This window comes from Pseudomonas sp. AN-B15 (assembly GCF_019056475.1).
Classification (GTDB): Bacteria; Pseudomonadota; Gammaproteobacteria; order Pseudomonadales; family Pseudomonadaceae; genus Aquipseudomonas; species Aquipseudomonas parakoreensis.
The window spans coordinates 6,165,916-6,187,443 of sequence record NZ_CP049737.1; the positions used below are offsets into that span (position 1 = coordinate 6,165,916).

Consider the following 21,528-nt stretch of genomic DNA (forward strand, 5'->3'; position numbering starts at 1 on the left):
TCACCCTGTAAGAGCTGCCGCAGGCTGCGATCTTTTGAACAATAACGCGATTACAGACTGATCGCCGTCGCCTCGAATTTCACCCGCGGATGCGCGATCCGGTCCTGCGCCCGCACCAGTTGCAGCTCGTAACTGGCACACGCCTGGGTCTCCAGCAGCACTTCATGCACCGCCGCTGCGGTGAACTCGAACGCCGCCACCAGACTGTCGCCGAGCAGTACCCGCGCGAGGAACAGCCCGGACGTCAGATCGCCCACGCCCACCGGCTGACGCGGAAACGCCAGCAGCGGACGGCGCAAGTGCCAGCTTTCATCAGCGGTCACCAACAACATCTCGAAACCATCCGCCGGCTTGCCCGGATAATCCAGATGCTTGACCAGCACCGCTTTCGGCCCGCGCGCCAGCAGCGCCCGGGCCATCGCCAGGCAATCGAACAACGACTGCGGCTTGCGCCCGGAGAAGCTGTCCAGTTCCAACTGGTTCGGACACATGATGTCCGCCACCGCCGCGGCTTCTTCCAGCAGAAAGTCGCTGACTTCGGCCGGCACGCTGCAGCCTTTCTCCGGATGGCCCATCACCGGGTCACACAGGTACAACGCCTTCGGATTGACCGATTTGATGCGCTCGACACCACGGAGAATCGCCCGACCCTGCGCCGCGCTACCCAGATAACCGGAAAGTACAGCGTCGCAGTTGCCCAGCTCGCCAATGGCGGCAATGCCGTCGACCAGTTCGGGGATCTGCTGCGGCGCCAGCACCTCACCGGCCCATTGGCCGTACTGGGTATGGTTGGAGAACTGCACGGTGTTGAGCGGCCAGACGTTCACCCCGACCCGCTGCATCGGAAAAACCGCAGCGCTGTTGCCGGCGTGGCCGAAGACCACATGGGACTGAATGGCGAGCAGATGAGGCGTACGTTTCATTCGGGTTATTCCGTAAAACGATTGAAATTCAAGCCGCGCAGTATGCGACGAAACACAGCCTGTACGACAGACCGGCGACGCAGTTAAGCTGGACCAATCTTTTGGAGTTTCTTGTTGATGCTGACCCTCGAAAACATCTTCGTGCTGATGCTGTTCGCCGCTGCCGGCGCATGGCTTTGGCACAACCACGGCTTGCGCGAGCGGGCGCTGGAGCGGGTCAAGCAGCATTGCATCAACGTCGGCGTCGAACTGCTGGACGGTAACGTCGCGTTGAAAAAAATCGGCTTGATCAAGGATGCCAGCGGCCGGCGGCGCCTGGCCCGGGTCTATAACTTCGAGTTCACCGTGACCGGCGAAACCCGGCACAACGGCACCATCACCCAGTTTGGTGCGCACAGCGCTCAGATTGAACTGGCGCCCTACCCGGCGCCGTTCGACGACACGCCACCGGTGGTTGAGGTTACCCGCCCACGGGCCGAAGTGATCGAGCTGAGCCAGTGGCGTCAGGAACACAATAAGTGGAAGCCTTGAACTAACTCGCCTGAATCTGGCATTGCGCCAGGCCTGCCTGCAAATCAGCGACATTGTGCGCGTCGGCAAAAATCAGCTCGATACGCGAATCCCGGCGCCACTCACTGGGCTGCCAATCCAGTTCAGCGTTATCCACGGCATTGGCCGAGATCCAGCCCTCGGCGCTATGGATAACCAGTTTCGCCCGCCGCCAGTTCAGGCTCTGCAGCCATTGGCTCAGACGTTGCGTATCGAACCTCTGTCCCGGGTGCCAACGCCAGCCGATGCTCCAACCGCCCTCTTGTGCCTGACTCAGGCAGATCGGCGATGCCGGGTCGCTCCAGAGCGCCGGAATCGGTCCCGCCCCCTGCGGAACAACAAGGTTATCCACACCCGCCAGTGCTTGCGCCGTCACACCCGGCAACTCGCGTAAAGACAGTTGCGCCTGCTGCGTCCAGATCAATTTGACCGCCGGCAAACGCTCGGCGATGGTCTGCCGCACAGCCTCATCCAGACCTTCTGCCTTGTTCAGCAACAGCAGACCGGCGCTGCCCAAAGCGTCCTGCTGAGCGGGTGGCAACGCTTTCCCGGCTGCCAGTGCCTGGGCATCCAGCACTGACACACAGGGCTGCAGCGCCAGTACACCCAACCACGGCGACTCACCCAACTGCTTGAGCAATTGCGCCGGATGGCCCAGTCCGGACGGCTCGATGAACAGCCGATCCGGTCTGGCCTTGCGCAGCAAACGACCGAGGCCGATTTGAAACGGCACACCGTTCACGCAACAAAGGCACCCTCCGGCGACTTCGCCCAGTGCGATACCATCGGCGTCGCGGGTCAGCAATGCGGCATCGAGGCCGATCTGACCGAACTCGTTGATCAGCACCGCCCAGCGCTCGCCTTCCGGCCGTTGGGCCATGAGCTGGCGAATCAGACTGGTCTTGCCGGCGCCCAAAGGGCCGGCGATGACATGGGTAGGAATGTTCTGCAACATGATTGGGCGTTTTCTGAGGGGATTGGACATGCGTTGGATGGGATGGTCGTTGCTGTTGATGTTGCTGTCGAGCGAAGCCTTGGCTCAAGCCTGCGTTGTGCACAGTCAGGGCGAACGACTCGACGTCAAGGTTTGCCAGCAAAACCGCAGTATTCCCGAGAAGCTGTTCAGCGACGGGTTCTGCCAACCGACCCTGGCCGGGCAGAAAGTCGAGGTGCAGTACGTCGATCAATGCCCGAGCGGCGCGTTCGGCGTGTGCAGCAACGCGCAAGTCGCCAATATGCCCTATCGCCAGGATATCCACTATTACGGCGTGGCTTCAGACATGGCGTATTTGAAGCCGTATTGCGAAGGCCAGAGCCAGGGTAAATGGCTCAAGCCTTGAGCCATCAACCGAGCCAGTCGAGCGTCAGCAGCAGCCGTCGTTCACCCGCTGGCAGTTGCGGAGAACGATGGATCAGACCGAAGCCTTCGTTGCCGTGCCATTTCTCGCCTTTCAATAGCGCCACGTCGCCACTGTGCAGTTGCTGGATGTTCGCCATGTCGTTTGGCTCAGCGTTCGCCTGGCCCAATTGCTCACGGTCCATCGCGCCCTCCTCGAGCCACTGACTGCCGATTCCGCCATACGTGGTGATCAGGCGCACCGGCACATGATCGACGTGGAAGCGCGGACACATGGCCTTGTCCAGCACCCGCAGGCGCAGGCCAATACGCCGTGCACCCAGCAGGCAGGCGAAGGCACTGACCAGCCATCTCAGATCAGCGACAAAGCCTTCGTAGCCTTCCAGATCACGGAACCCGGCGGCCAGTCCACTGAGATCAGGCTCGCCGTCTTCATCCGGCAATTCGAGGCAGAGCGACTGCGTCAGTGGCTCGTTGAGCGACAGCAACAACGCTGCGAAATCGGCGATGTGCAGCGGCAGTTGGCGCTGCCAGACCGCAAGATTGACGTCGTCTTCGAGGATTCGAGTCAGCGTTTTCGGCGTCGCCCCCTGATGCTGATGACGTACTCGATTCTGCTGCAGCTTGAGCGCAAGCATCAGGCGGCCTCATCGTGCCAAGGGCCGAACGGATCCGGCAGCGTGCGCCAACGGTCTACGCCAGCAGCCATTTCTTCGTCAGTCAGCAGGCAGGCATCAAGCTCCGACTTGAGCTGTACGAAATCGATGTTCTGACCAATGAACACCAGCTCCTGACGACAATCTCCGACACTCGGCGTCCAGTTTTCCATGATTGCTGCGGTACTGTCCTGATCCTGCGGCCATTGGTTTTTCGGCACGAAACGCCACCAGCGTCCAGCGAAACCGTGGCGCATCAGGCCGCCTGCCTGCGACCAGCTTCCTGCGTCGGAGGGTTTGCTGGCCAACCAGAAAAAGCCCTTGGAGCGCAGTAATTTGCCGTTCGTCCATGGACGGTCAATGAAGCTGTAAAAACGCTGCGGATGGAACGGGCGGCGTGCGCGATAAGCCGTGGAAGCAATGCCGTACTCGGTGGTTTCCGGTACATGCTCACCGCGCAATTCCTGCAGCCAGCCCGGCGCTTGGGCGGCTTTGTCAAAATCGAATCGGCGCGTGTTGAGGATCTTCTCCAGCGGCACCTCGCCCATCACCATCGGGATGATTTCCGCCTGGGCATTGAGGCGCTTGAGAATTGCCGTGAGTTCGTCACGCGCCTGGCGGCTGATGAGGTCGATCTTGCTGATCAGCAGTACGTCGGCAAACTCGATTTGTTCGATCAACAGGTCGGTGATCGAGCGTTCATCTTCGTCGCCCAAGGTCTCGCCGCGGGACGCGAGGCTCTCGGCAGCCTGATAGTCGAGGAGAAAGTTCACGCCGTCGACTACCGTGACCATGGTGTCGAGTCGAGCAACGTCGGCGAGGCTCTGGCCCAGCTCATCGCGAAAGGTGAAGGTTTCGGCGACCGGCAGCGGCTCGGAAATACCGGTGGATTCGATGAGCAGATAATCGAAACGGCCTTCACGAGCAAGTTTGCTGACCTCTTCCAACAGGTCCTCGCGTAACGTACAGCAGATACAACCATTGCTCATCTCTACCAGTTTTTCTTCAGCACGGTTCAGGCGGACATCGCGCTGGACTTCGCTGCCATCAATGTTGATCTCGCTCATATCGTTAACGATGACTGCAACGCGCAAACCTTCTCGATTACGTAGTACGTAATTCAAAACCGTACTTTTTCCAGCGCCGAGAAAGCCCGAAAGAACGGTCACGGGAAGCGGAGATGACATTGGATAATCCTCATCAGATGGTGGCCGATGGGCGTTTATGCCGGATTTGGCGTAACGCGCCTCGTTCTAGAGCTTCAAGACAGCGTGACGGCAGAAGCTGACGCTTTAAATCGGCGGACTCAGGCTCAATGAAATTGATGTTATAGTATAACAATATGAATTAGCCAGACCTGCTCTTGCCCAAACCGATAAAGAGCATGAAGCTGCATGCCATCTGCCCGTCGGGAACCGTGATGAAAAATGTCCTGAAATGCTCGCTAATGAGTCTGGCATTGCTGTCGGGTGCCAACGTATGGGGACAAGCGCCGATGCTCGCCAAGTGCACACACAGCGCTAACCTGCTGGCATGTGTCGATGCGCAAGGCAACGCCTACAGCGTGAATACGGTGGGCCGCACGATTTACCTGCGCGGCTTTGAAAAGGACGGCAAACGCTACTGGGCGCAGACCAACAGTCGGTTCGGCCAACTGACGTTCTTCACCGGCATCGCCTCTGACGGCGAAGCCTGGGTCGGCTACACCCGTCGCGTGGGCTGGACGACGATCAATCGCTTCTCCAGCTCAGGCGGCAGCAGCGCGAAGTTCACCTGCAGCCGGATCACCGGCTGCTAAACCTGCACCTTTTGCTGCGCCTGCTGCCAGGCGATGTAGCTGTCGGTTGGCGGGTTCTGCTGGAAATAGCGCTGCAATCCTTCAAACAACCCATTAGCGATAGCCTGTTGATGTCGAGTTGTCACCAGGCGCTGGCTGTCACGCGCGTTGGAAATAAAGCCGGTTTCTACCAAGATCGACGGCACATCCGGCGACTTCAGCACCGCAAATCCCGCCTGTTCCACGCGCTTTTGATGCAATGTGGTGATGCCCTGCAGACTGCCCAATATGCTGCTGCCGAGTTGCAGACTGGCGGCGATGGTGGCGTTCATCGACATGTCGAGGATCACGCCGGCGAGCATCGGATCCTTGTCCTTGAGATTGAGCAGACTGGTCGCGCCAAGCAGATCTGCGCCGTTCTCGCGCTGTGCCATGAAGCGTGCAGTCGCTGACGTCGCACCCCCTTCTGACAGGCAATACACCGAAGCTCCCGACGCCGTCAGTCGCGGCGCTGCATCGGCGTGCACGGAGATAAACATGTCGGCCTTGTGCTGACGGGCAATGTCTACACGCTTGCGAAGGGGCACGAAAAAATCGTCATTGCGCACCAATTTCACGTCGAAGCCCTTCTCCTTTTTAAGACGTTTGGCGAGCAATTGTGCGATGGACAGCACCACGTCCTTTTCCCGCTCACCCTTCGCGCCGACGGCGCCAGGGTCTTTACCACCGTGTCCGGGATCAACCACGACAATGATGTCGCGTTTAAGGTGATGGTTATTCGTGGATGTTTCACGTGGAACCACTGCGCTGCTCAGCACTTTATCGGCGTTCATCAGGTCGAGCACCAAACGGTGTCCTTGACCATCCTGCGGTGCCAAAACAAAGCTGTTCAATACAACGGGAGTGTTCAGATCGAGAACGATCCGGGTATCGCCTTGACCAAAATGCCCGGCGCGGATCGAGCGAATGGCCGTATCTGCTAACGGCAATTGACTGAAATCACCACTCAGACTCGCCCCGGACAGGTCAATGATCAAGCGCTCTGGCGCGCTCAACGTGAACGTTTTGTAGCGCACCGGGCCGCTTAAATCGAAGACCAGTCGCAGCTTTTCACCCGAACGCCAGAGCCGCGCATTTCGCACTTGGGTGGCCGAGACACTGAAGGGCAGAGCCAAGGCTGCGCTGGCCAAAAACAAACTGAGCAAGTGGCGTCTGTGCATATGAAAACCCGTTCATGAAAAAAGCATCGTGATTTGAATTGTTATAATGTAACATCCAATTCAGTCAACACGATGGTTCCGAACATGAATTCGCTGACACTTCCGGATATCGCCACTCAAGCCTCTCGACAAGCATTACCGCTTGAGTGGGTGGGAATGCGCGGCATTGCCTTGCCGGTTTTATTGGATGGCCAGCGTCTGAGCGCTAAGGCAGATGCAGGCGTCAGTCTTGACGATGGTGAGGCGCGTGGGATTCACATGTCGCGTTTGTATCTGGCCTTGGCAACGCTTGAGCAGCAGAACCTTTCTCCACGGGTTTTGCATCAGGTACTGGACGATTTTCTGGCCAGCCACGAAGGCTTATCCAGCAATGCCTACCTGAATATCCACAGCGAAGTGCTGCTGAAACGACCCGCGTTGGTCAGCCCACTGGCGGGGTGGAAAAGCTATCCAGTGAGCATTTCTGCCAGCCTCAAAAACAACGTGTTCCACGTGGAACTCAAGATCGATGTGCCCTACTCCTCGACCTGCCCGTGCTCAGCCGCATTAGCGAGGCAACTGATCCAGCAGCAGTTCATCGATGATTTTGCCAACAAGCCACTGCAGCACGCTGAAGTTCTGGCTTGGCTTGGTTCCAGCCACGGCATCGTTGCCACTCCGCACAGCCAACGCAGCACCGCGCAATTGCACATGCATCTGGACGAGTTTATCGATGAGCTGCCCCTCAGCGTGATCATCAATGACGCTGAAGCCGCACTGGGCACCGCCGTGCAAACCGCCGTGAAACGCGCCGACGAACAAGCCTTCGCGCTGGCCAACGGGCAGAACCTGATGTTCTGCGAAGACGCCGCGCGACGACTCAATCTGGCCCTGCGGCGCTGCCCCGGTGTCAGCGGATTCCACCTGCGAGTGATTCACGCTGAAAGTCTGCACGCCCACGACGCCGTCGCCGAAAGCCACTGGCATCGAGAACACGCATGATCCGCTGCCATTCCTTGAGCTGGGGCGCGCCAAGCCAACCGCTGACTTCACCACTGACGGTCACGCTGGAAAGTGGCAGTCTGAGCGCTATCGTCGGCGCCAACGGCTGCGGTAAAAGCAGCCTGCTGAAAGTCATCGCCGGGTTGCAGAAACCCTTGACCGGAAAAGTTGCGCTAGGCGTTCCACGCCAAGGAGGATTGTCGTTCCTGCCGCAACAGCAACACCTCGATCGACAGTTTCCCATCAGCCTGGAAGAACTGGTGGCTGCAGGGTTCTGGGGCCGTCGATTGTCGACCCAACTGCGTGCACAGCGCCTCACTCATGCACTCGATAATTGGCACTTGAGCGGACTCGAGAAGCGCCCGCTGATGGCGCTCTCCGGTGGCGAACTGCAACGCGCATTGCTCGCCCGTTTGAGTCTGGCTGACGCGCCACTACTCCTTCTCGACGAACCCCACGCTGCGCTCGACGAACTGGGTCAGCAATTGCTTTGGCAACACATCCACGCCTGGCACGCCGAAGGTCGAACCTTGTTGGTGGTCTGCCACGACCTGGCCGCCGTCCGCCAACACATCCCGCAGACACTGCTGATCAAAAACCACGAATGCGTGTTTGGCGACAGCGTCGAGCTGATCCAGCAAACACCTGGCACGCAGGTGGCTTGATGCTCACCGTCGCTCACCTTTGGCAACCGTTCAGCGAGTTCCTGTTCATGCGCCGAGCGCTGCTCGGCGGACTGGTATTGGCCTGCAGCACAGCACCGCTCGGCGTTTTTCTTATACTGCGGCGCATGAGCCTGATCGGCGACGCCGTCGCTCACGGCATTCTTCCCGGCGCCGCATTGGGCTTCTGGTTCGCCGGTCTGAGTCTGCCCGCGCTAACGTTCGGCGGTCTGGGTGCGGGCCTGAGCATGGCCGGGCTGGCTGCGTGGATTACCCGTCGCACCGGTTTGCGCGAAGATGCCAGCCTCGCCGCGATCTACCCGATCTCACTCGCCAGCGGCGTGCTGATTCTCGGCATCGCCGGCAAACGCCTCGACTTGCTGCACTTGTTGTTCGGCTCGGCGCTCGCCGTCGACGGCCCGACCCTCAACGGCATGTTATGGGTCTCGGCCCTCAGTCTGATCGCCATGGCAGTCATCTACAAACCGCTGCTGCTCGACACCCTCGATCCTCTATTCCTGCAAACCGTCAGCCGCCTCGGCCCTCTCGCCCACGGCGTGTTCCTGACCCTGGTGGTGCTCAATCTGGTGATCGGCTTCCAGGCCATCGGTGCATTAATGGTGGTGGGTCTGATGATGCTGCCTGCCGCTGCCTCACGGTTCTGGAGTCGTCGTCTGCCAAGCCTGATTGCCATCTCCGCACTCATTGGCTGCCTGTCGGTGTGGCTTGGATTGTTGCTGTCGTTCGACTACTCGCTGCCCAGCGGGCCGGCCATCGTGCTGGTCGCGGGGTCCGTCTACTTGCTGTCCGTGGTGTTCGGACCGGTTCACGGTCTGCTGCGCCGCCCGCCTTTGCTCACATCCCAATGAGGTGTTTCCCGATGCGCGTTCTACTCGTGTTGTTCAGCTTGCTGCTGTCGATGTCGTTATCGGCGGCGGAAAAATTGCCGGTGGTCACCAGCTTCAGCATCCTCGCCGACATGGTGCATCAGGTCGGCGGCGAGCATATCCAGATCACCAACATGGTCGGCCCGGACGCCGACGCGCACACCTATGAGCCAACACCGGACGACGCCAAAGCGCTGCTCAACGCCAAGCTGATCATCAAGAACGGCCTCGGTTTCGAACCATGGCTCGATCGACTGGTGACCAGCACCGGCACCCAGGCCCCGCTCATCAGTGCCAGCCACGGCGTGATTCCGCGCTCGCTCGATGAAGACGGTGAAACCATTCCCGACCCGCACGCCTGGCACAACCTGGCTAACACTGAGCTGTACATCGCCAATATCACCAAGGCGCTGATCGCTGCCGATCCGACGAACAAGGCCGATTATCAACGCAACAGCCAGACCTACCTGAAACAGATCTACGCCCTGCTCGCCGAAGCCAAGACCAAGCTCGGCTCGCTGCCACCGGGCAATCGCAAGATCGTCACCAGCCACGACGCCTTCGGTTATCTCGGGCAGGCCTACGGCATCGACTTCATGGCGCCGCAAGGTCTGTCCACCGAGCGCGAGCCATCGGCCGCCGAAGTCGCTGCACTGATCACGCAGATCCGTCAGGCCAAGGTCAAAGCGGTGTTCATGGAAAACATCAAAGACGCGCGCCTGCTCAAGCAGATCGCTGAGGAAAGTGGCGCGCATATCGGCGGCACGTTGTACTCCGATGCCCTCGCCGCCAGTGGCCCGGCCAGCACCTTTACCGGACTGTTCGAATACAACCTCAACACCCTTTACGACGCGCTGAGCCAACCATGATCCGCAAAAACCCCTCAGGCGATTTGCCGCAAATTGCCGAGTCGGCCTACGTCGACAAAACCGCGATCATCTGCGGCAAGGTGATCATTGGCGAGAACGTTTTCGTCGGCCCCTACGCAGTGATCCGCGCCGACGAAGTCGACGCTTCGGGCACGATGGAGCCGATCACCATCGGCGCCAATTCGAACATCCAGGACGGCGTGGTGATCCATTCCAAATCCGGCGCTGCCGTGACCATCGGCGAATTCACCTCGATCGCTCACCGCTCGATCGTGCATGGCCCGTGCGTGGTCGGCGACCGGGTGTTCATCGGCTTCAACAGCGTGCTGTTCAATTGCGTGGTCGGTGACGGCTGTGTGGTGCGGCACAACTCGGTGGTCGATGGCCGCGATTTACCGGACGCGTTCTACGTGCCCTCCACCACCCGCATCGGCCCCAACACCGACCTCTCGCAGTTCCCGCCGGTGAGTGTCAGCGCCTCGGAGTTTTCCGAAGACGTGGCGCGCACCAATGTCGATCTGGTGCGCGGTTACAAAGCCTTGCAGAACGAGTTCTGAACCATGAGCAGCGTGCTGATTCGCAACGCCAGACTGGTCAATGAAGGACGCGAGTTCGACGGCGATCTGTTGGTCAGCCATGGTCGCATCGTCAAGATCGCAGGCCGCATCGACGGTGAAAATGCCCGTGTGGAGATCGACGCCAATGGCCAATGGCTGTTGCCGGGCATGATCGATGACCAAGTGCATTTTCGCGAACCGGGAGCGCCGGCCAAAGGCTGCATCCACACCGAGTCACGCGCAGCGGTGGCGGGTGGCATCACCAGTTTCATGGACATGCCCAACACCCAACCGGCCACGCTCACCCTGGAAGCGCTGGCGGATAAAAAGCGTCGGGCGGCGATCAACTCCGTGGCCAACTACGGATTTCACTTCGGTGTCAGTCAGGACAACCTCGACACCGTGGCCGCGCTCAACCCCTGCGAAGTGGCCGGGGTCAAAGTGTTCATGGGCGCCTCCACTGGCAATATGCTGGTGGATGATCCGCAGACCCTCGAACGTCTGTTCGCCGAGGTGCCGACGATACTGCTGGCGCATTGCGAACACACACCAAGCATCGAGGCCAATGCAGCACGTCTGCGCGAACGCCTCGGCGACCACCTGCCGGCGAATATCCACGCACTGATCCGCGATGCCGAAGCTTGCTACCGATCCTCTTCGCTGGCGGTGGAACTGGCCCGACGTCACGGCACCCGCCTGCACGTTTTGCACCTGACCACCGCTCGCGAGCTGGAGCTGTTCGAAGACAAGCCTCTCACTCAAAAGCACATCAGCGCTGAAGTCTGCCTGCACCACCTGCTGTTCGATGACCGCGACTATCCAGCACTCGGCAACCTGATCAAATGCAACCCGGCGATCAAGAATCAGGCCGACCGCGATGCCTTGCGCGCGGCGCTGCTGAGTAACCGGCTGGATGTGATCGGCAGCGATCATGCACCGCACACCTGGGCGGAAAAACAGCGTCCTTACACCGAAGCACCGTCCGGTTTGCCGCTGGTGCAACACGCCCTGCCGGCACTGCTGGAGCTGGTGGCCGATGGCGTGCTGCCGATCACCACGTTGGTGGCGAAGACCAGCCATCGGGTGGCGGATCTGTTTGCGATTCCGGATCGGGGTTATTTGCGCGAGGGGTATTGGGCGGATCTGGTGCTGGTTGAGCCCGCGGCCATGGAGGTGTCGCGGCAACCGATTCTGTCGCAGTGCGGATGGTCGCCGTTTGCTGACAAGACTTTCCGCTATCGGGTGGATACGACGTTGGTGTCGGGGCAGATTGCCTGGCGGGAGCAGCGCATCAACGAAAGCTGTCAGGGGCTGCCGCTGCGGTTTATGCGTTGAATGATCAGGTGTCTGACAGAACGTCTTCGCGAGCAGGCTCGCTCCCATCAGGAATCGCGCTGGCCCTGTGGGAGCGAGCTTGCTCGCGAAGCTTTTAAGCTCTTGGCTTCACAGTGCCGCAATCCTGACCCAACCACACCGCACGGGTTTCCAGACTGCCCTTCTGGTTGATTCCGATCGCATTGAATGTGCCGTTGGCCACGGTGGTGAACTCACGATCACTGAGGAACGTCGCGACACCCGTGCCTTGCGCTTTCGGGCAGCTGAAGCGGAATTTCCACTGGTTGCCGGTGCGCTCGGTGATCTGCTGCTTGCAGCCCGACTGCGGATCGGCCAGCGGAATATCGTTGGTCGCGACCTGCTGCGGCGTCAGGCAGGCACGAATGCCCTTGCCGCCGATGTTGATCCCGTTCTTCTCCAGCGCCGCCCGCTGTTGCGGGGTCATCTGGCCTTGCAACTGGCCGAGGATCGATTGCACATCCATGGGCTGGTCATCGACCTTGACGTTGCTCGAGGTCATTTCCCACAGCCCCGGCTGCAGCATTTGCGCCTGCGCAACCACCGGCATTGCCAAACCCAGGCCCAGCGCCAAACCCAGCAGACGAACGTTCATCGAAAAACTCCTGATCAGTAGTGGCCGTTAGACGTCAGCCGATTGCTTCGGTTCATGCACCAATTAAATAGCGACATTCGCCTCGGAACATGGTCTGTTACGCATTGAGTCTTCAGGAGCAAGGCTGCCCCATGGATTATTTTGGACCGCACATTTTCGGCTATCTGATCGCCCTCATACATAGCCTCGGCTTGATCGCCGCGATCCACGCGGTGCTGACCGTTCGCACCGCCCAAGGCTCGATCGCCTGGGCATTGTCGCTGATTTTCATTCCCTACCTGACACTCATCCCTTATCTGGTTTTCGGCCGCAGCACCTTCGACGGCTATATCAAGGCACGGCGCCAGGCCAACGAACAGATGCGCCAGGCGATCTCCGAGTTGAACTGGCGACCGTGGGTCGAAGAAGCCCTCACCGCCCGCGCCTCAAATGCCTATGCTTCGCTACGGGCCATGCCCAAACTGGGGCGGATGCCATGCCTGGCGAATAACGAAGTGCAACTGCTGGTGAATGGCCACGCGACCTTCGAGGCGATTTTCCAGGCCATCGATCAAGCGCGCGAAGCCGTACTGATCCAGTTCTTCATCATCCATGACGACCGCCTCGGACAGCGCCTGCGCGATCTGTTGCTGAAGAAAGCTGCCGAGGGCGTGGCGATTTATCTGCTCTACGACCGCATCGGCAGCCACGCCCTGCCCCACAGTTATGTACAGGCGTTGCGCGATGGCGGTGTCGAGGTCAAAGCCTTCGCCACACGTAGCGGCTGGCTCAATCGCTTCCAGGTGAATTTCCGCAACCACCGCAAAATCGTCGTGGTCGATGGCGTGCTCGGCTTTGTTGGCGGGCACAACGTTGGCGATGAATACATGGGCGAGAAGCCGCCGTTGGCGCCATGGCGCGATACCCATGTGCAAGTGCGCGGGCCGGTAGTGGCCTGCATGCAGGAGTCATTTGCCGAGGATTGGTTCTGGGCTGCGCGCACATTGCCGCCGCTGATCCTGCCGGATGTTTACCCGGACGACGGCGTGCTCTGTCAGTTGCTGGCCAGCGGACCGGCCGACGCCTACGAAACCTGTTCGCTGTTCTTCGTCGAAGCGATCCACGCCGCAACCGAGCGGGTGTGGATCACCAGCCCGTACTTCATTCCCGATGAACCCGTGTTCGCCGCGTTGCGCCTGGCGGTGCTGCGCGGCGTCGACGTGCGCCTGCTGCTGCCATCGCGCCCCGATCACCGCATCGTCTACGCCGCGTCCAGCCTGTACGCATTCGAAGCGGTGCGCGCCGGCGTGCGGGTGTTCCGCTACGAACCGGGGTTCCTGCATCAGAAAGTGGTGTTGATCGACAGCGAAATCAGCGCCATCGGCAGCGCCAATCTGGACAACCGTTCGTTCCGGCTGAATTTCGAAGTGATGCTACTGACCGTCGACAGCGAATTCGCCGCCCACGTGGAACGTATGCTCAACGATGATTTCGAGCAGGCTTACGAGGTTGCCAAAGAGGAAAGCCGGGAGATCCACCGCCTGCAACAGCTCGGCATGCGGATCGCCCGGCTTATTTCACCGATCCTCTAGAAGCCCATCACCCTCTCCAAGGGAGAGGGCATGGTTCAGGCATCAAGGGTTGTAGATGTCGTCACGGGTCCAGGGCAGTTCATGGCTGCCGTCCGGATGAGCCTTGACTGCCAGAATCTGATGCAGATTGATCCAGCCCCGGGCAAACGCGTAGGCACACCCGGCCAGATACAGGCGCCAGATGCGCAGCGCCTGATCCGGCACCAGTTTCCCGGCGGCCTCGAGGTTATCCTCCAGCCGCTCGCTCCAGTGATCCAGCGTGCGCGCGTAATGCAGGCGCAGGCTTTCGACATCGACGATTTCCAGCCCGGCTTCGCTGATCTCGGCGGAGATCATCGCCAGGTGTGGCAACTCGCCGTTGGGGAACACGTATTTCTCGATGAAGTCGCCGGCACCGCGCCCCACCGGGCGGCCGTCGGTGTGCTTGGCGGTGATGCCATGGTTCATCACCAGACCGCCCTCCTTCACCGCGCCAAACAGGACTTTGCAGTATTCGGCGAGATTGGCGTGGCCGACGTGCTCGAACATACCGACACTGACCACCTTGTCGAATCGCCCGTCCTGCGGCAGGTCGCGGTAGTCGAGCAGTTGCAGTTCGACCTGGTCTTCCAGGCCTTCGGCCTTGACGCGCTCACGGGCCAGTTCCAGCTGTTCCTTGCTCAGGGTGATGCCGAACACTTTGGCGCCGAATTCACGTGCGGCGTAACGCGCCAGACCACCCCAGCCGCAACCGACATCCAGCAGGTAATCGCCCGGCTGCAAACGCAGCTTGCGACACAGATGGCGGAATTTGGCTTGCTGCGCCTGCTCCAGGGTTTCGCTGCCCGTTTCGAAATACGCGCAGGAATACGCCATGTCGCTGTCCAGCCACAGCTGATAGAACGCGTTGGACAGGTCATAGTGATAGGAAATGGCTTTGGCGTCGGTTTCCTTGTCGTGCACTGCACGCACCGGCTGAGCGCCTTCATCTTCATCGAGCAAGGCGCTGCTCAATTCGTCGCAGACCCGGATGACCTCGCTGATCGAGCCCTCCAGTTCAAGCTTGCCTTCAACAAACGCCGCCCCCAGCGCGTCGAGGCTTGGATGGGTGAACTGGGTGACCATCGTCGGGTCCTTGACCACGATGGTGACGCTGGGCGTCGGTCCCAGATTGAACTCATGGCCGTCCCAGAGTCGCAAGCGAAGAGGAAGCTGCAGATTCTGTAAGGCCGGTGGAAGTTGCGCGAGCATGGAAAATCCCCCCTTGTTTCAGACGTCAGATCTGAGGGTAGACCATCCTTGAAAAATAGCAGGCTATCGATTTAATTAGCCGAGACTATCGTTTCAGACGCTCCACCAAGCCGGAATGCAACCCGTGTTTTCGACACGGAAACCGGCAATGACGTGTGCGCCTTCTACATAGATGACTGCCTATTCGGCGCACAGTTCGCTGCAACTCATTTCAAAGACCATCCTTGAGCTTGAGCAATGGCTCCTGAAACCGCAGCAGCCGTCCGGCATTACCCAACACCAGCAACGTACTGAGGTTGTGCAGCAGCGCGGCGATCATCGCCCCGGCCGCGCCGAGCCAGCCGAAGGCGGCGAAGACGACAATCGCCAGTGTCCAGCCCAGACCGATGATCACGTTAACCTGCAAGGTTCGTCGGCATTGGCGGCTGAGCCGCACACAAGTACCGAGGCGGCGCAGATCACTGCCGATCAACACGATATCCGCCGAGGCCAGCGCGATGTCAGCGCCGCCCGCGCCCATTGCGACACCGACCACTCCAGCCTTCAGTGCCAGCGAATCATTGATGCCGTCGCCCACCACCATCGGCCGAAAACCGTTGTCGATTTCCTTCAGTACGCGGTTGAGTTTGTCCTCGGGCAGCGCCTGCGCTTCCAGCTCTTGCAGGCCGACCTCGCGGGCCAGGGTCTGAGCAACACTTTGGCGGTCGCCCGTCAGCAGCAACTGGCGACCCAGACCGAGCTCGCGCAATTCGCTGAGGGCAAAGCGGGCTTCCGGTTTGATGCTGTCGGCCAGCAACAGCCAGGCGACAAATTCGCCGTTCAGTGCCAATCCGGCAATCGGCCCGTCGTGCTCGGGAACGGTGGTGGTGACGATGCCCAGTTGCGCGAACAACTCGGGCCGGCCCAACGCCGCCTCGCCTTGGGCGGTCGTGGCGACTACACCGAGACCCTGACGCTCATGAATATCCGTCAGCGGCAGGCTCTGGTCCTGACTGACCAGCCCGGCCAACGCGCGGCTGACCGGATGGCTGCTGGCCGCCCCGAGGCTGGCGGCCAGTGCCATCACCGAGGCCTGATCCAGCCGTGGGCTGCTGATCGATTGCAAACGCAAAGTGCCGTAAGTCAGCGTGCCGGTTTTGTCGACCACCAGTGAAGTGAGATCTGCCAACTCCTCAAGGAACGCCGAACTGCGAATCAGAATGCCGTGGCGCGCCGCCACCGCCACACCGGCGATCGCTGTGGCCGGTGCCGACAGCACCAAAGCGCAGGGACATGCCGCCACCAGCACCGCGAGCATCGCCTGCGCGTCATGGGTGATAAACCAGGTCACCGCCGCCAGCAACAACACCAGCACCATGTAGCTACCGGCATAGCGCTCAAGCAGGCGCGTGATGGGCGGCTTCGAGCGCTCGGCGTTCTGCATCAGCGCGATGACTTTGCCCAGCGTCGATTGATCGCCGGTACGGGTCACCTCGATGCGCAGCAAGCCATCGAGGTTGATCGCGCCGCCAAACACCGTCATGCCCACCGCCGTTTCCACTGGAACCGACTCACCGGTAATTGACGCCGTGTCGAGGCTGGCCTGGCCGAACAACACTTGGCCATCCGCTGGCACCCGATCTCCGGCGCGCACCTCGACCTTGTCGCCGGGCTGGAGCGTGCCGTTATCGACTTCGATGATCGAGCCATCAGTCTGAATCTTGCGCGCGTGGCTGCGGGTCAACTGGCCGAGGGCGTGAATCGCTTCCTGCGAGCCGATCACGCTGCGCTCTTCCAGCACGTGGCCGAAGATCATGATGATCGGCAGCAACGCGGCGGTCAGCAGATCCCCGGTCGCCCAGGCACCAAGCATCGCCAGGGCAATCAGTTGATCGGTGATGCCGTGCAGGCTCGGATAACGCAGGCTGTACCACGCCGAGCGCATCACCGGCACCGCCACCAATAGAGAAGCGAAACCCAGCAGCAACTGACTGACACCGGTTTGCTCCGGTAACAGCCAGCGCCAGAGCAGACCGAGGCCGAGCAAGCCAAGGGCGAGCATCGCCAGGGTCAATTGCCGTGCGGCGCGGCGCTGTTCGGCCGAGGACAACAGGCTCGGTGCGGCAGTGGTCGCAGTCATTTGCTGGCTCCCTGAATGATCAGGCGGGAATCGTCTTTTGGATCGACCGTGGTCACTGAACCGGCTTGGCCGAGAATCTTCGGCATGCGTTCACGGTACAGCCGCAGGAGCATCTGCGGGTCGGTACCCTGTTGTTGCGCCTTGGCCAGGCTCAGCACCGTGGCGGTGTCGGCAGCGGCTTTTGCCAGCCGTTCGCTGGCCTGCGCGTGGGCCACTTGCAGGGTGCGGTCGGCTTGTTCATTGGCGGTCTGGGTGAGTTTTTCTGCTTCGGTGCGTGCATTGGCGACGGCTTTGTCGGCTTGCTGACTGGCCGTCAGAACGGCGTTGAACGCACTAACGGCCGGGTCTGGCAGACTCGACTGCACGTCGACACGCGCCACCTCAATGCCGATGCCCTGCCCGCTCGCCTTCAACTCTGCCAAGCGCTTGTTGATGCCTTGCACCAGATCACCGCGCAGACGCTCACGTCTTTCGGCAGCCTGGTTATCAGCACCGATCAACTCCGGACGGGCGACCAGAATCGTGTCCAGATCCCGCGCGGCGGTCAGAGCCACAGCGCTGCGGGTGACCAGCCGATCCAGCGCTGGCAGCACATGATCACCCTGCAGGACGAATTCGTAAGGGTCGGTCACTTTGTAAAACACCCGCACATCCAGCTGAACCACGCCCGCGTCCCCCGTCAGCAAGTAACCGGAACCGGCCAGGGCATCGCTCAGCGGTGTGGCGAAAGTCGCTACACGATCAGCCTTGATCGCCTCACTGCTGCGCAGCAGGTTTTCCACTCGGCGCTCAATCACCCGATCCGCTGCCGGTAGTAAAACCACCTGCTCGAACGGCTGCGGCTAGGCCAGCAACAGCCCGGCATTCTGAATACGCTGCAGCGCGCCAAAATGCAGAACCACGGCCCGATTTTGCGGATCGATCTGCCGCACATTGGAAAATGCCCAAGCCAACGCAGCCAATACCGTCACAGCATACAAGGCGAAAAACGCCAAACGTCCGGCCTGAATCCACGGACTGCTCAGCGAATGTGTTCCACGTGGAACTTCATCACTCATGGCTGCGATCCGGATTTATTTTCGACATTCGGCGGGCCGTCCACCAGCACGCGGAATGGTGCGGCGTCGGTACGCAGGATCAGCTTGGTGTCCGGCGTGACGATAGTGCCCAGGGTGTCCAGCGAACGCAGCAGGTTGTACAACTGCGGCGATCCAGCGTAGGCACGGCCATAAATTTGCGCCGCTTCGACTCGGGATTGCGCTTCGATTTCTGCCGCTTTCACCGTGGCATCGGCCTGGACAATTCGCGCATCGCGCTCGGCGGCAGATCGAATTTGCGCCGCTTCTCGCTTGCCGATGGCGGTGCGTTCGGTGGCAATTGTTTCACGCTCGGCGCGCATCCGATCGACCGTGGCGGTGAGCGTGACCGAAGGCAAGGTCAGGCGTTCGATGCCCACCTGCACCACACGCACACCGTAAGTGGCCAGCAACTGCTGGTCGATCTGCTGACGCAGTTGCGCTTCGAAACCGGCAATACGCACTTTGCCGGCATCGGTATTCACCAGATCCGCCAGGTCGAAACTGCTGGCGGTGGTTTCCAGCGCCGAGCCGACAAAGGTGCGAATCTGCCGCGCCGCTTCGTCCGGCTGGTTCTGCACCGCGCGCATGAAACGCTGCACGTTGTCCGGATCGCCCTGCACCTGCCACGCCACGTAGGCCTGAACGATGATGCGCAAACCGTCGCGGGTACCGACGTCCTGTAAACCGCTGGAAGTGGTACGCAAGCGCAGGTCTACCGGGATCGCCGCTTCGAACGGCGCCGGCCAGCGCCAGCTCAAACCCGGCTCAAGCAGCACCCGCGAGGGATTACCGAAACGGGTGATGACCGTGGCCTCCCCCGAGCGCACTTGCACCAGGCTCGCCGCCGCGATGGCAAACCCCACCAGCAACAGTGCCCAGCCCATCCGCCGCCAAGGGAACGGTCCCGCGTCTTCCGGCGCACCGTGGTGATGGTGATGATGCCCATGATGATGGTGATGCCCGGCGTGGCCGTGATCGTGGCCGCTGTGGTCATGGGAATCGTGAGTGTGCGACTGGCTCAAGGGGCAACTCCTGGTTGAGCGGTGGTACGCGCAGGCGTCGGATCAGCCGGCAGCGTGAACGTACGCAGGTCGATGGTCGGCGCATTGCTGCTGCCGCCTAAACGGTGGTCGAGTACCAACAGTTTGGCCTTGCTCAGCCCCAGGCTGAGCTGACTCAGATATTGCTCAAGCACGAACGCCTGACCGGCGCTGGCGTAAGCTTTCTGTTCAGCGCTGAACTTAAGGTCTGCGGCCTGCGCCGCCGCATTGATTTCACGGGCGCTGGCACTGGCTTGATCACGGGCGAGGCTGGCTTGCAACTGCGCCTGATTACTGGCTTCGGCCGCCGCACCGCGCTCACGAGAGATCAACGCCTGCGCGCCGATCTGTGCCGCTTGCACGCCGTGATAAGCATTGGCGGCACCGGCCGGCGGGTGAATGGCTTCGACCACGGTGGCGAGAATTTCCACGCCACTGTCGAGTTTCTGCAGATCGCCCTGCACCGCGCGACCGATCTCATCGCCCAGCCCTATCCGGTCAGCACCGAGCAGACCGTCGAGGGTACGCGAGGCAAAATCGTGCACCAGAATCCGGCTCGCAGTGCTGCGAATCAGCGTCGGCACATCGGCATTGTTGTAAGTTGCGGCCAAAGCATCCTGATCACTCAGACCAATGCGATAAACGAAGCGCACGTCCATGTTGACGATCTGGAAGCTCTGCTGATCGCCACGGCTGCTGGCGATCACTTGAGATTTGTCGTTGACGTGACTGGCATCCCACAAGCGGTTGGCGGTCATCGGCGCCGGGCCTTCGGCAGGCTCAGCCAGGGTTGGCGCCGGAGCATCGCCGACGCTGGTTGCCAACTCGTGCACCACGCCGTTCTCGACGCTCAATACACGGCCCAAAGGCCACGGCAGACCGGCGTGCAAGCCAGGGCCAAACACTTGAACCGGTTTGCCGAAGCGCTCGTAGATACCGCGCCCCTGCAGCGGGATTTCGTGGATCCCGGTCAGCAGCCAGCCGACGGCGGCGACCAGTGCCAGCACCGGCAGAAAAGCGCGGCGCATGTAGCTGAACGCCCAGATCTGGCGCAAATCGATGCCGAAACGGTTGTGCAATTCGTGCTGCAAAGCGAGTAACGGCTGTGGTGGCCAACGCAGCATATCGGCAACAAAACTGCGCGCCAGCAGGGTCGGTTCCAGCTGCTCGCGTCGAGGGCTGAACACCGACAGAACTGCGCGCAATAGCAACTCGATCGCGACCAATCCCGGCAGGATTCCGATGAGAACCGCCAGCCGCACCGGCCACACGGAAGTTTCACTGGCAAACAACAGGCACATCGCACCCAGTACCAGACTGATGATCGCGACGCGCGACAGTTGTGCGAGCGAACCGGCTTCCGGCCATTGCGCCGGATTCTCCTGAGCCAGTTGCCGCTCCAGCACCAACAGGCCGAAACCCAACAGCAACATCAGCACGGCGCCCACCGTAGCCGACAGCCCAACCGCAGCTGGCGGCAACGCAAGGTTCCAGACTTGTTCGATGCCGATAATCACCAGCACCGACCAGCCGCCCAGCCACAACGTGGCCGCGCCAATCTGACCGAGCAGGTGCAGACCGCGCTGACTCAATCGCTCCAGCACCCGTTCGTACCAGCCGTCAGGAGCGGTTTGCTCGACCTCGTTCAGCGGTTGCTGCGCCACTGGGTGCATGACCCGCGCGCGCCATTGAGTCACCCACCACGCCGACTGCAGTCCGGCGACCAGCACCAGCCACGCCGCGCCCAGATTCACCAGCAAGGCCGGCCATATCGATTGCGCGGCAAACAGCTCGACAAACAACGCCAGCACCCACCCTGCCCCAGCCAATCCGCCGAGGCCGAAGGCCAGGCGGCGCAATCGTCGCCCCTGCGCAGCCGCTTGTTGAAAGCGCGGCAACCCGGTCACTTGCGTGCCATCGACATCCAGATCGACTTGCATATCACCCCAAAGCCATTGATTCACCGGTCTTATCGTTACGATATAACGAAAAGCGTGAAATATTCGTACACAAATACGCCTATCTAAAGATGCGCAACCTGTCGCTTGCCTGAAGCCTTGACCGAAATGTCTGGAAACGCACATATTACGTTCGTAATTTTAA

The 21,528-nt window shown here is 60.7% G+C and carries 20 protein-coding genes and 1 pseudogene; 10 read left to right on the top strand and 11 right to left on the bottom strand.

The genetic code is table 11. The annotated features are described in order from the left end of the window. Positions 1–50: 50 nt before the first annotated feature. Positions 51–923, bottom strand: coding sequence for a pyridoxal kinase PdxY (gene pdxY / locus GTQ41_RS27965; RefSeq protein WP_047297339.1), 873 nt, complete (start codon positions 921–923; stop codon positions 51–53). A gap of 117 nt (positions 924–1,040) precedes the next feature. On the opposite strand from pdxY, the gene GTQ41_RS27970 reads away from it, so the two are divergent. Then, positions 1,041–1,454: a DUF3301 domain-containing protein gene (locus GTQ41_RS27970; RefSeq protein ID WP_025112628.1), complete on the top strand. Its 414-nt coding sequence runs from the start codon at positions 1,041–1,043 to the stop codon at positions 1,452–1,454. Position 1,455: 1 nt separating this feature from the next. Here the strand turns inward: GTQ41_RS27970 and GTQ41_RS27975 are convergent, their stop codons facing one another. Further along, positions 1,456–2,427: a GTP-binding protein gene (locus GTQ41_RS27975; protein ID WP_047297340.1), complete on the bottom strand. Its 972-nt coding sequence runs from the start codon at positions 2,425–2,427 to the stop codon at positions 1,456–1,458. A gap of 28 nt (positions 2,428–2,455) precedes the next feature. On the opposite strand from GTQ41_RS27975, the gene GTQ41_RS27980 reads away from it, so the two are divergent. Then, the gene (locus GTQ41_RS27980) at positions 2,456–2,812 is read left to right on the top strand and encodes a hypothetical protein (RefSeq protein WP_047297341.1); all 357 of its coding nucleotides are present in this window, start codon (positions 2,456–2,458) and stop codon (positions 2,810–2,812) included. Between the two features lie 4 nt (positions 2,813–2,816). Here GTQ41_RS27980 and GTQ41_RS27985 read toward each other — a convergent pair whose 3' ends face one another. Both GTQ41_RS27985 and zigA read right to left on the bottom strand, forming a co-directional pair. Further along, positions 2,817–3,467 (bottom strand): DUF1826 domain-containing protein, encoded by a 651-nt coding sequence (locus tag GTQ41_RS27985; protein ID WP_047297342.1) that lies wholly within the window; start codon positions 3,465–3,467, stop codon positions 2,817–2,819. After that, the gene (gene zigA, locus GTQ41_RS27990) at positions 3,467–4,672 is read right to left on the bottom strand and encodes a zinc metallochaperone GTPase ZigA (RefSeq protein ID WP_047297343.1); all 1,206 of its coding nucleotides are present in this window, start codon (positions 4,670–4,672) and stop codon (positions 3,467–3,469) included. Before zigA ends, GTQ41_RS27985 begins: the two co-directional genes overlap by 1 nt. A gap of 233 nt (positions 4,673–4,905) precedes the next feature. On the opposite strand from zigA, the gene GTQ41_RS27995 reads away from it, so the two are divergent. After that, entirely contained in the window at positions 4,906–5,283 is a 378-nt protein-coding gene (locus GTQ41_RS27995; protein WP_047297507.1) for a hypothetical protein, read from the top strand. Here the strand turns inward: GTQ41_RS27995 and GTQ41_RS28000 are convergent. Further along, on the bottom strand, positions 5,280–6,482 hold the full coding sequence (locus tag GTQ41_RS28000) for an N-acetylmuramoyl-L-alanine amidase (RefSeq protein ID WP_047297344.1): 1,203 nt from the start codon (positions 6,480–6,482) through the stop codon (positions 5,280–5,282). The two genes, GTQ41_RS27995 and GTQ41_RS28000, sit on opposite strands and share 4 nt — an antisense overlap. Positions 6,483–6,566: 84 nt before the next feature. On the opposite strand from GTQ41_RS28000, the gene folE2 reads away from it, so the two are divergent. The 6 genes from folE2 to GTQ41_RS28030 are packed head-to-tail and all read left to right on the top strand — an operon-like array spanning position 6,567 to position 11,773. Further along, the gene (folE2, locus tag GTQ41_RS28005; protein WP_047297345.1) at positions 6,567–7,463 is read left to right on the top strand and encodes a GTP cyclohydrolase FolE2; all 897 of its coding nucleotides are present in this window, start codon (positions 6,567–6,569) and stop codon (positions 7,461–7,463) included. Next, entirely contained in the window at positions 7,460–8,128 is a 669-nt protein-coding gene (locus tag GTQ41_RS28010; RefSeq protein WP_047297346.1) for a metal ABC transporter ATP-binding protein, read from the top strand. Before folE2 ends, GTQ41_RS28010 begins: the two co-directional genes overlap by 4 nt. Beyond that, the gene (locus GTQ41_RS28015) at positions 8,128–8,994 is read left to right on the top strand and encodes a metal ABC transporter permease (protein WP_047297347.1); all 867 of its coding nucleotides are present in this window, start codon (positions 8,128–8,130) and stop codon (positions 8,992–8,994) included. The genes GTQ41_RS28010 and GTQ41_RS28015 overlap by 1 nt, the downstream gene beginning before the upstream one ends. Before the next feature lie 11 nt (positions 8,995–9,005). Further along, positions 9,006–9,881, top strand: coding sequence for a metal ABC transporter substrate-binding protein (locus tag GTQ41_RS28020; RefSeq protein WP_047297348.1), 876 nt, complete (start codon positions 9,006–9,008; stop codon positions 9,879–9,881). After that, positions 9,878–10,438 (top strand): DapH/DapD/GlmU-related protein, encoded by a 561-nt coding sequence (locus GTQ41_RS28025; RefSeq protein ID WP_047297349.1) that lies wholly within the window; start codon positions 9,878–9,880, stop codon positions 10,436–10,438. Before GTQ41_RS28020 ends, GTQ41_RS28025 begins: the two co-directional genes overlap by 4 nt. 3 nt (positions 10,439–10,441) lie before the next feature. Further along, the gene (locus tag GTQ41_RS28030; protein WP_047297350.1) at positions 10,442–11,773 is read left to right on the top strand and encodes a dihydroorotase; all 1,332 of its coding nucleotides are present in this window, start codon (positions 10,442–10,444) and stop codon (positions 11,771–11,773) included. A gap of 94 nt (positions 11,774–11,867) precedes the next feature. Here GTQ41_RS28030 and GTQ41_RS28035 read toward each other — a convergent pair whose 3' ends face one another. After that, the gene (locus GTQ41_RS28035) at positions 11,868–12,386 is read right to left on the bottom strand and encodes a DUF3617 domain-containing protein (protein WP_027610324.1); all 519 of its coding nucleotides are present in this window, start codon (positions 12,384–12,386) and stop codon (positions 11,868–11,870) included. Positions 12,387–12,517: 131 nt separating this feature from the next. Between GTQ41_RS28035 and cls the strand changes: the two genes are divergently transcribed. Further along, positions 12,518–13,957 (top strand): cardiolipin synthase, encoded by a 1,440-nt coding sequence (gene cls, locus GTQ41_RS28040; protein ID WP_047297351.1) that lies wholly within the window; start codon positions 12,518–12,520, stop codon positions 13,955–13,957. A gap of 42 nt (positions 13,958–13,999) precedes the next feature. Here cls and cfaB read toward each other — a convergent pair whose 3' ends face one another. The 5 genes and pseudogenes from cfaB to hflK (GTQ41_RS28065) form a co-directional block, all read right to left on the bottom strand. Next, positions 14,000–15,187 carry a C17 cyclopropane fatty acid synthase CfaB gene (gene cfaB, locus GTQ41_RS28045; RefSeq protein WP_047297352.1) on the bottom strand — a complete coding sequence of 396 codons (1,188 nt, stop codon included), beginning with the start codon at positions 15,185–15,187 and terminating at the stop codon, positions 14,000–14,002. A gap of 211 nt (positions 15,188–15,398) precedes the next feature. Next, the gene (locus tag GTQ41_RS28050; RefSeq protein WP_047297353.1) at positions 15,399–17,306 is read right to left on the bottom strand and encodes a heavy metal translocating P-type ATPase; all 1,908 of its coding nucleotides are present in this window, start codon (positions 17,304–17,306) and stop codon (positions 15,399–15,401) included. After that, positions 17,303–18,364 (bottom strand): annotated as a pseudogene (gene hflK / locus GTQ41_RS28055) (protease modulator HflK). Before hflK (GTQ41_RS28055) ends, GTQ41_RS28050 begins: the two are co-directional and overlap by 4 nt. Next, entirely contained in the window at positions 18,361–19,407 is a 1,047-nt protein-coding gene (gene hflC / locus GTQ41_RS28060; protein WP_047297355.1) for a protease modulator HflC, read from the bottom strand. Before hflC ends, hflK (GTQ41_RS28055) begins: the two are co-directional and overlap by 4 nt. Next, complete coding sequence (hflK, locus tag GTQ41_RS28065) at positions 19,404–21,365, bottom strand: protease modulator HflK (protein ID WP_047297356.1); 1,962 nt, start codon at positions 21,363–21,365, stop codon at positions 19,404–19,406. The genes hflC and hflK (GTQ41_RS28065) overlap by 4 nt, the downstream gene beginning before the upstream one ends. Positions 21,366–21,528 lie beyond the last annotated feature (163 nt).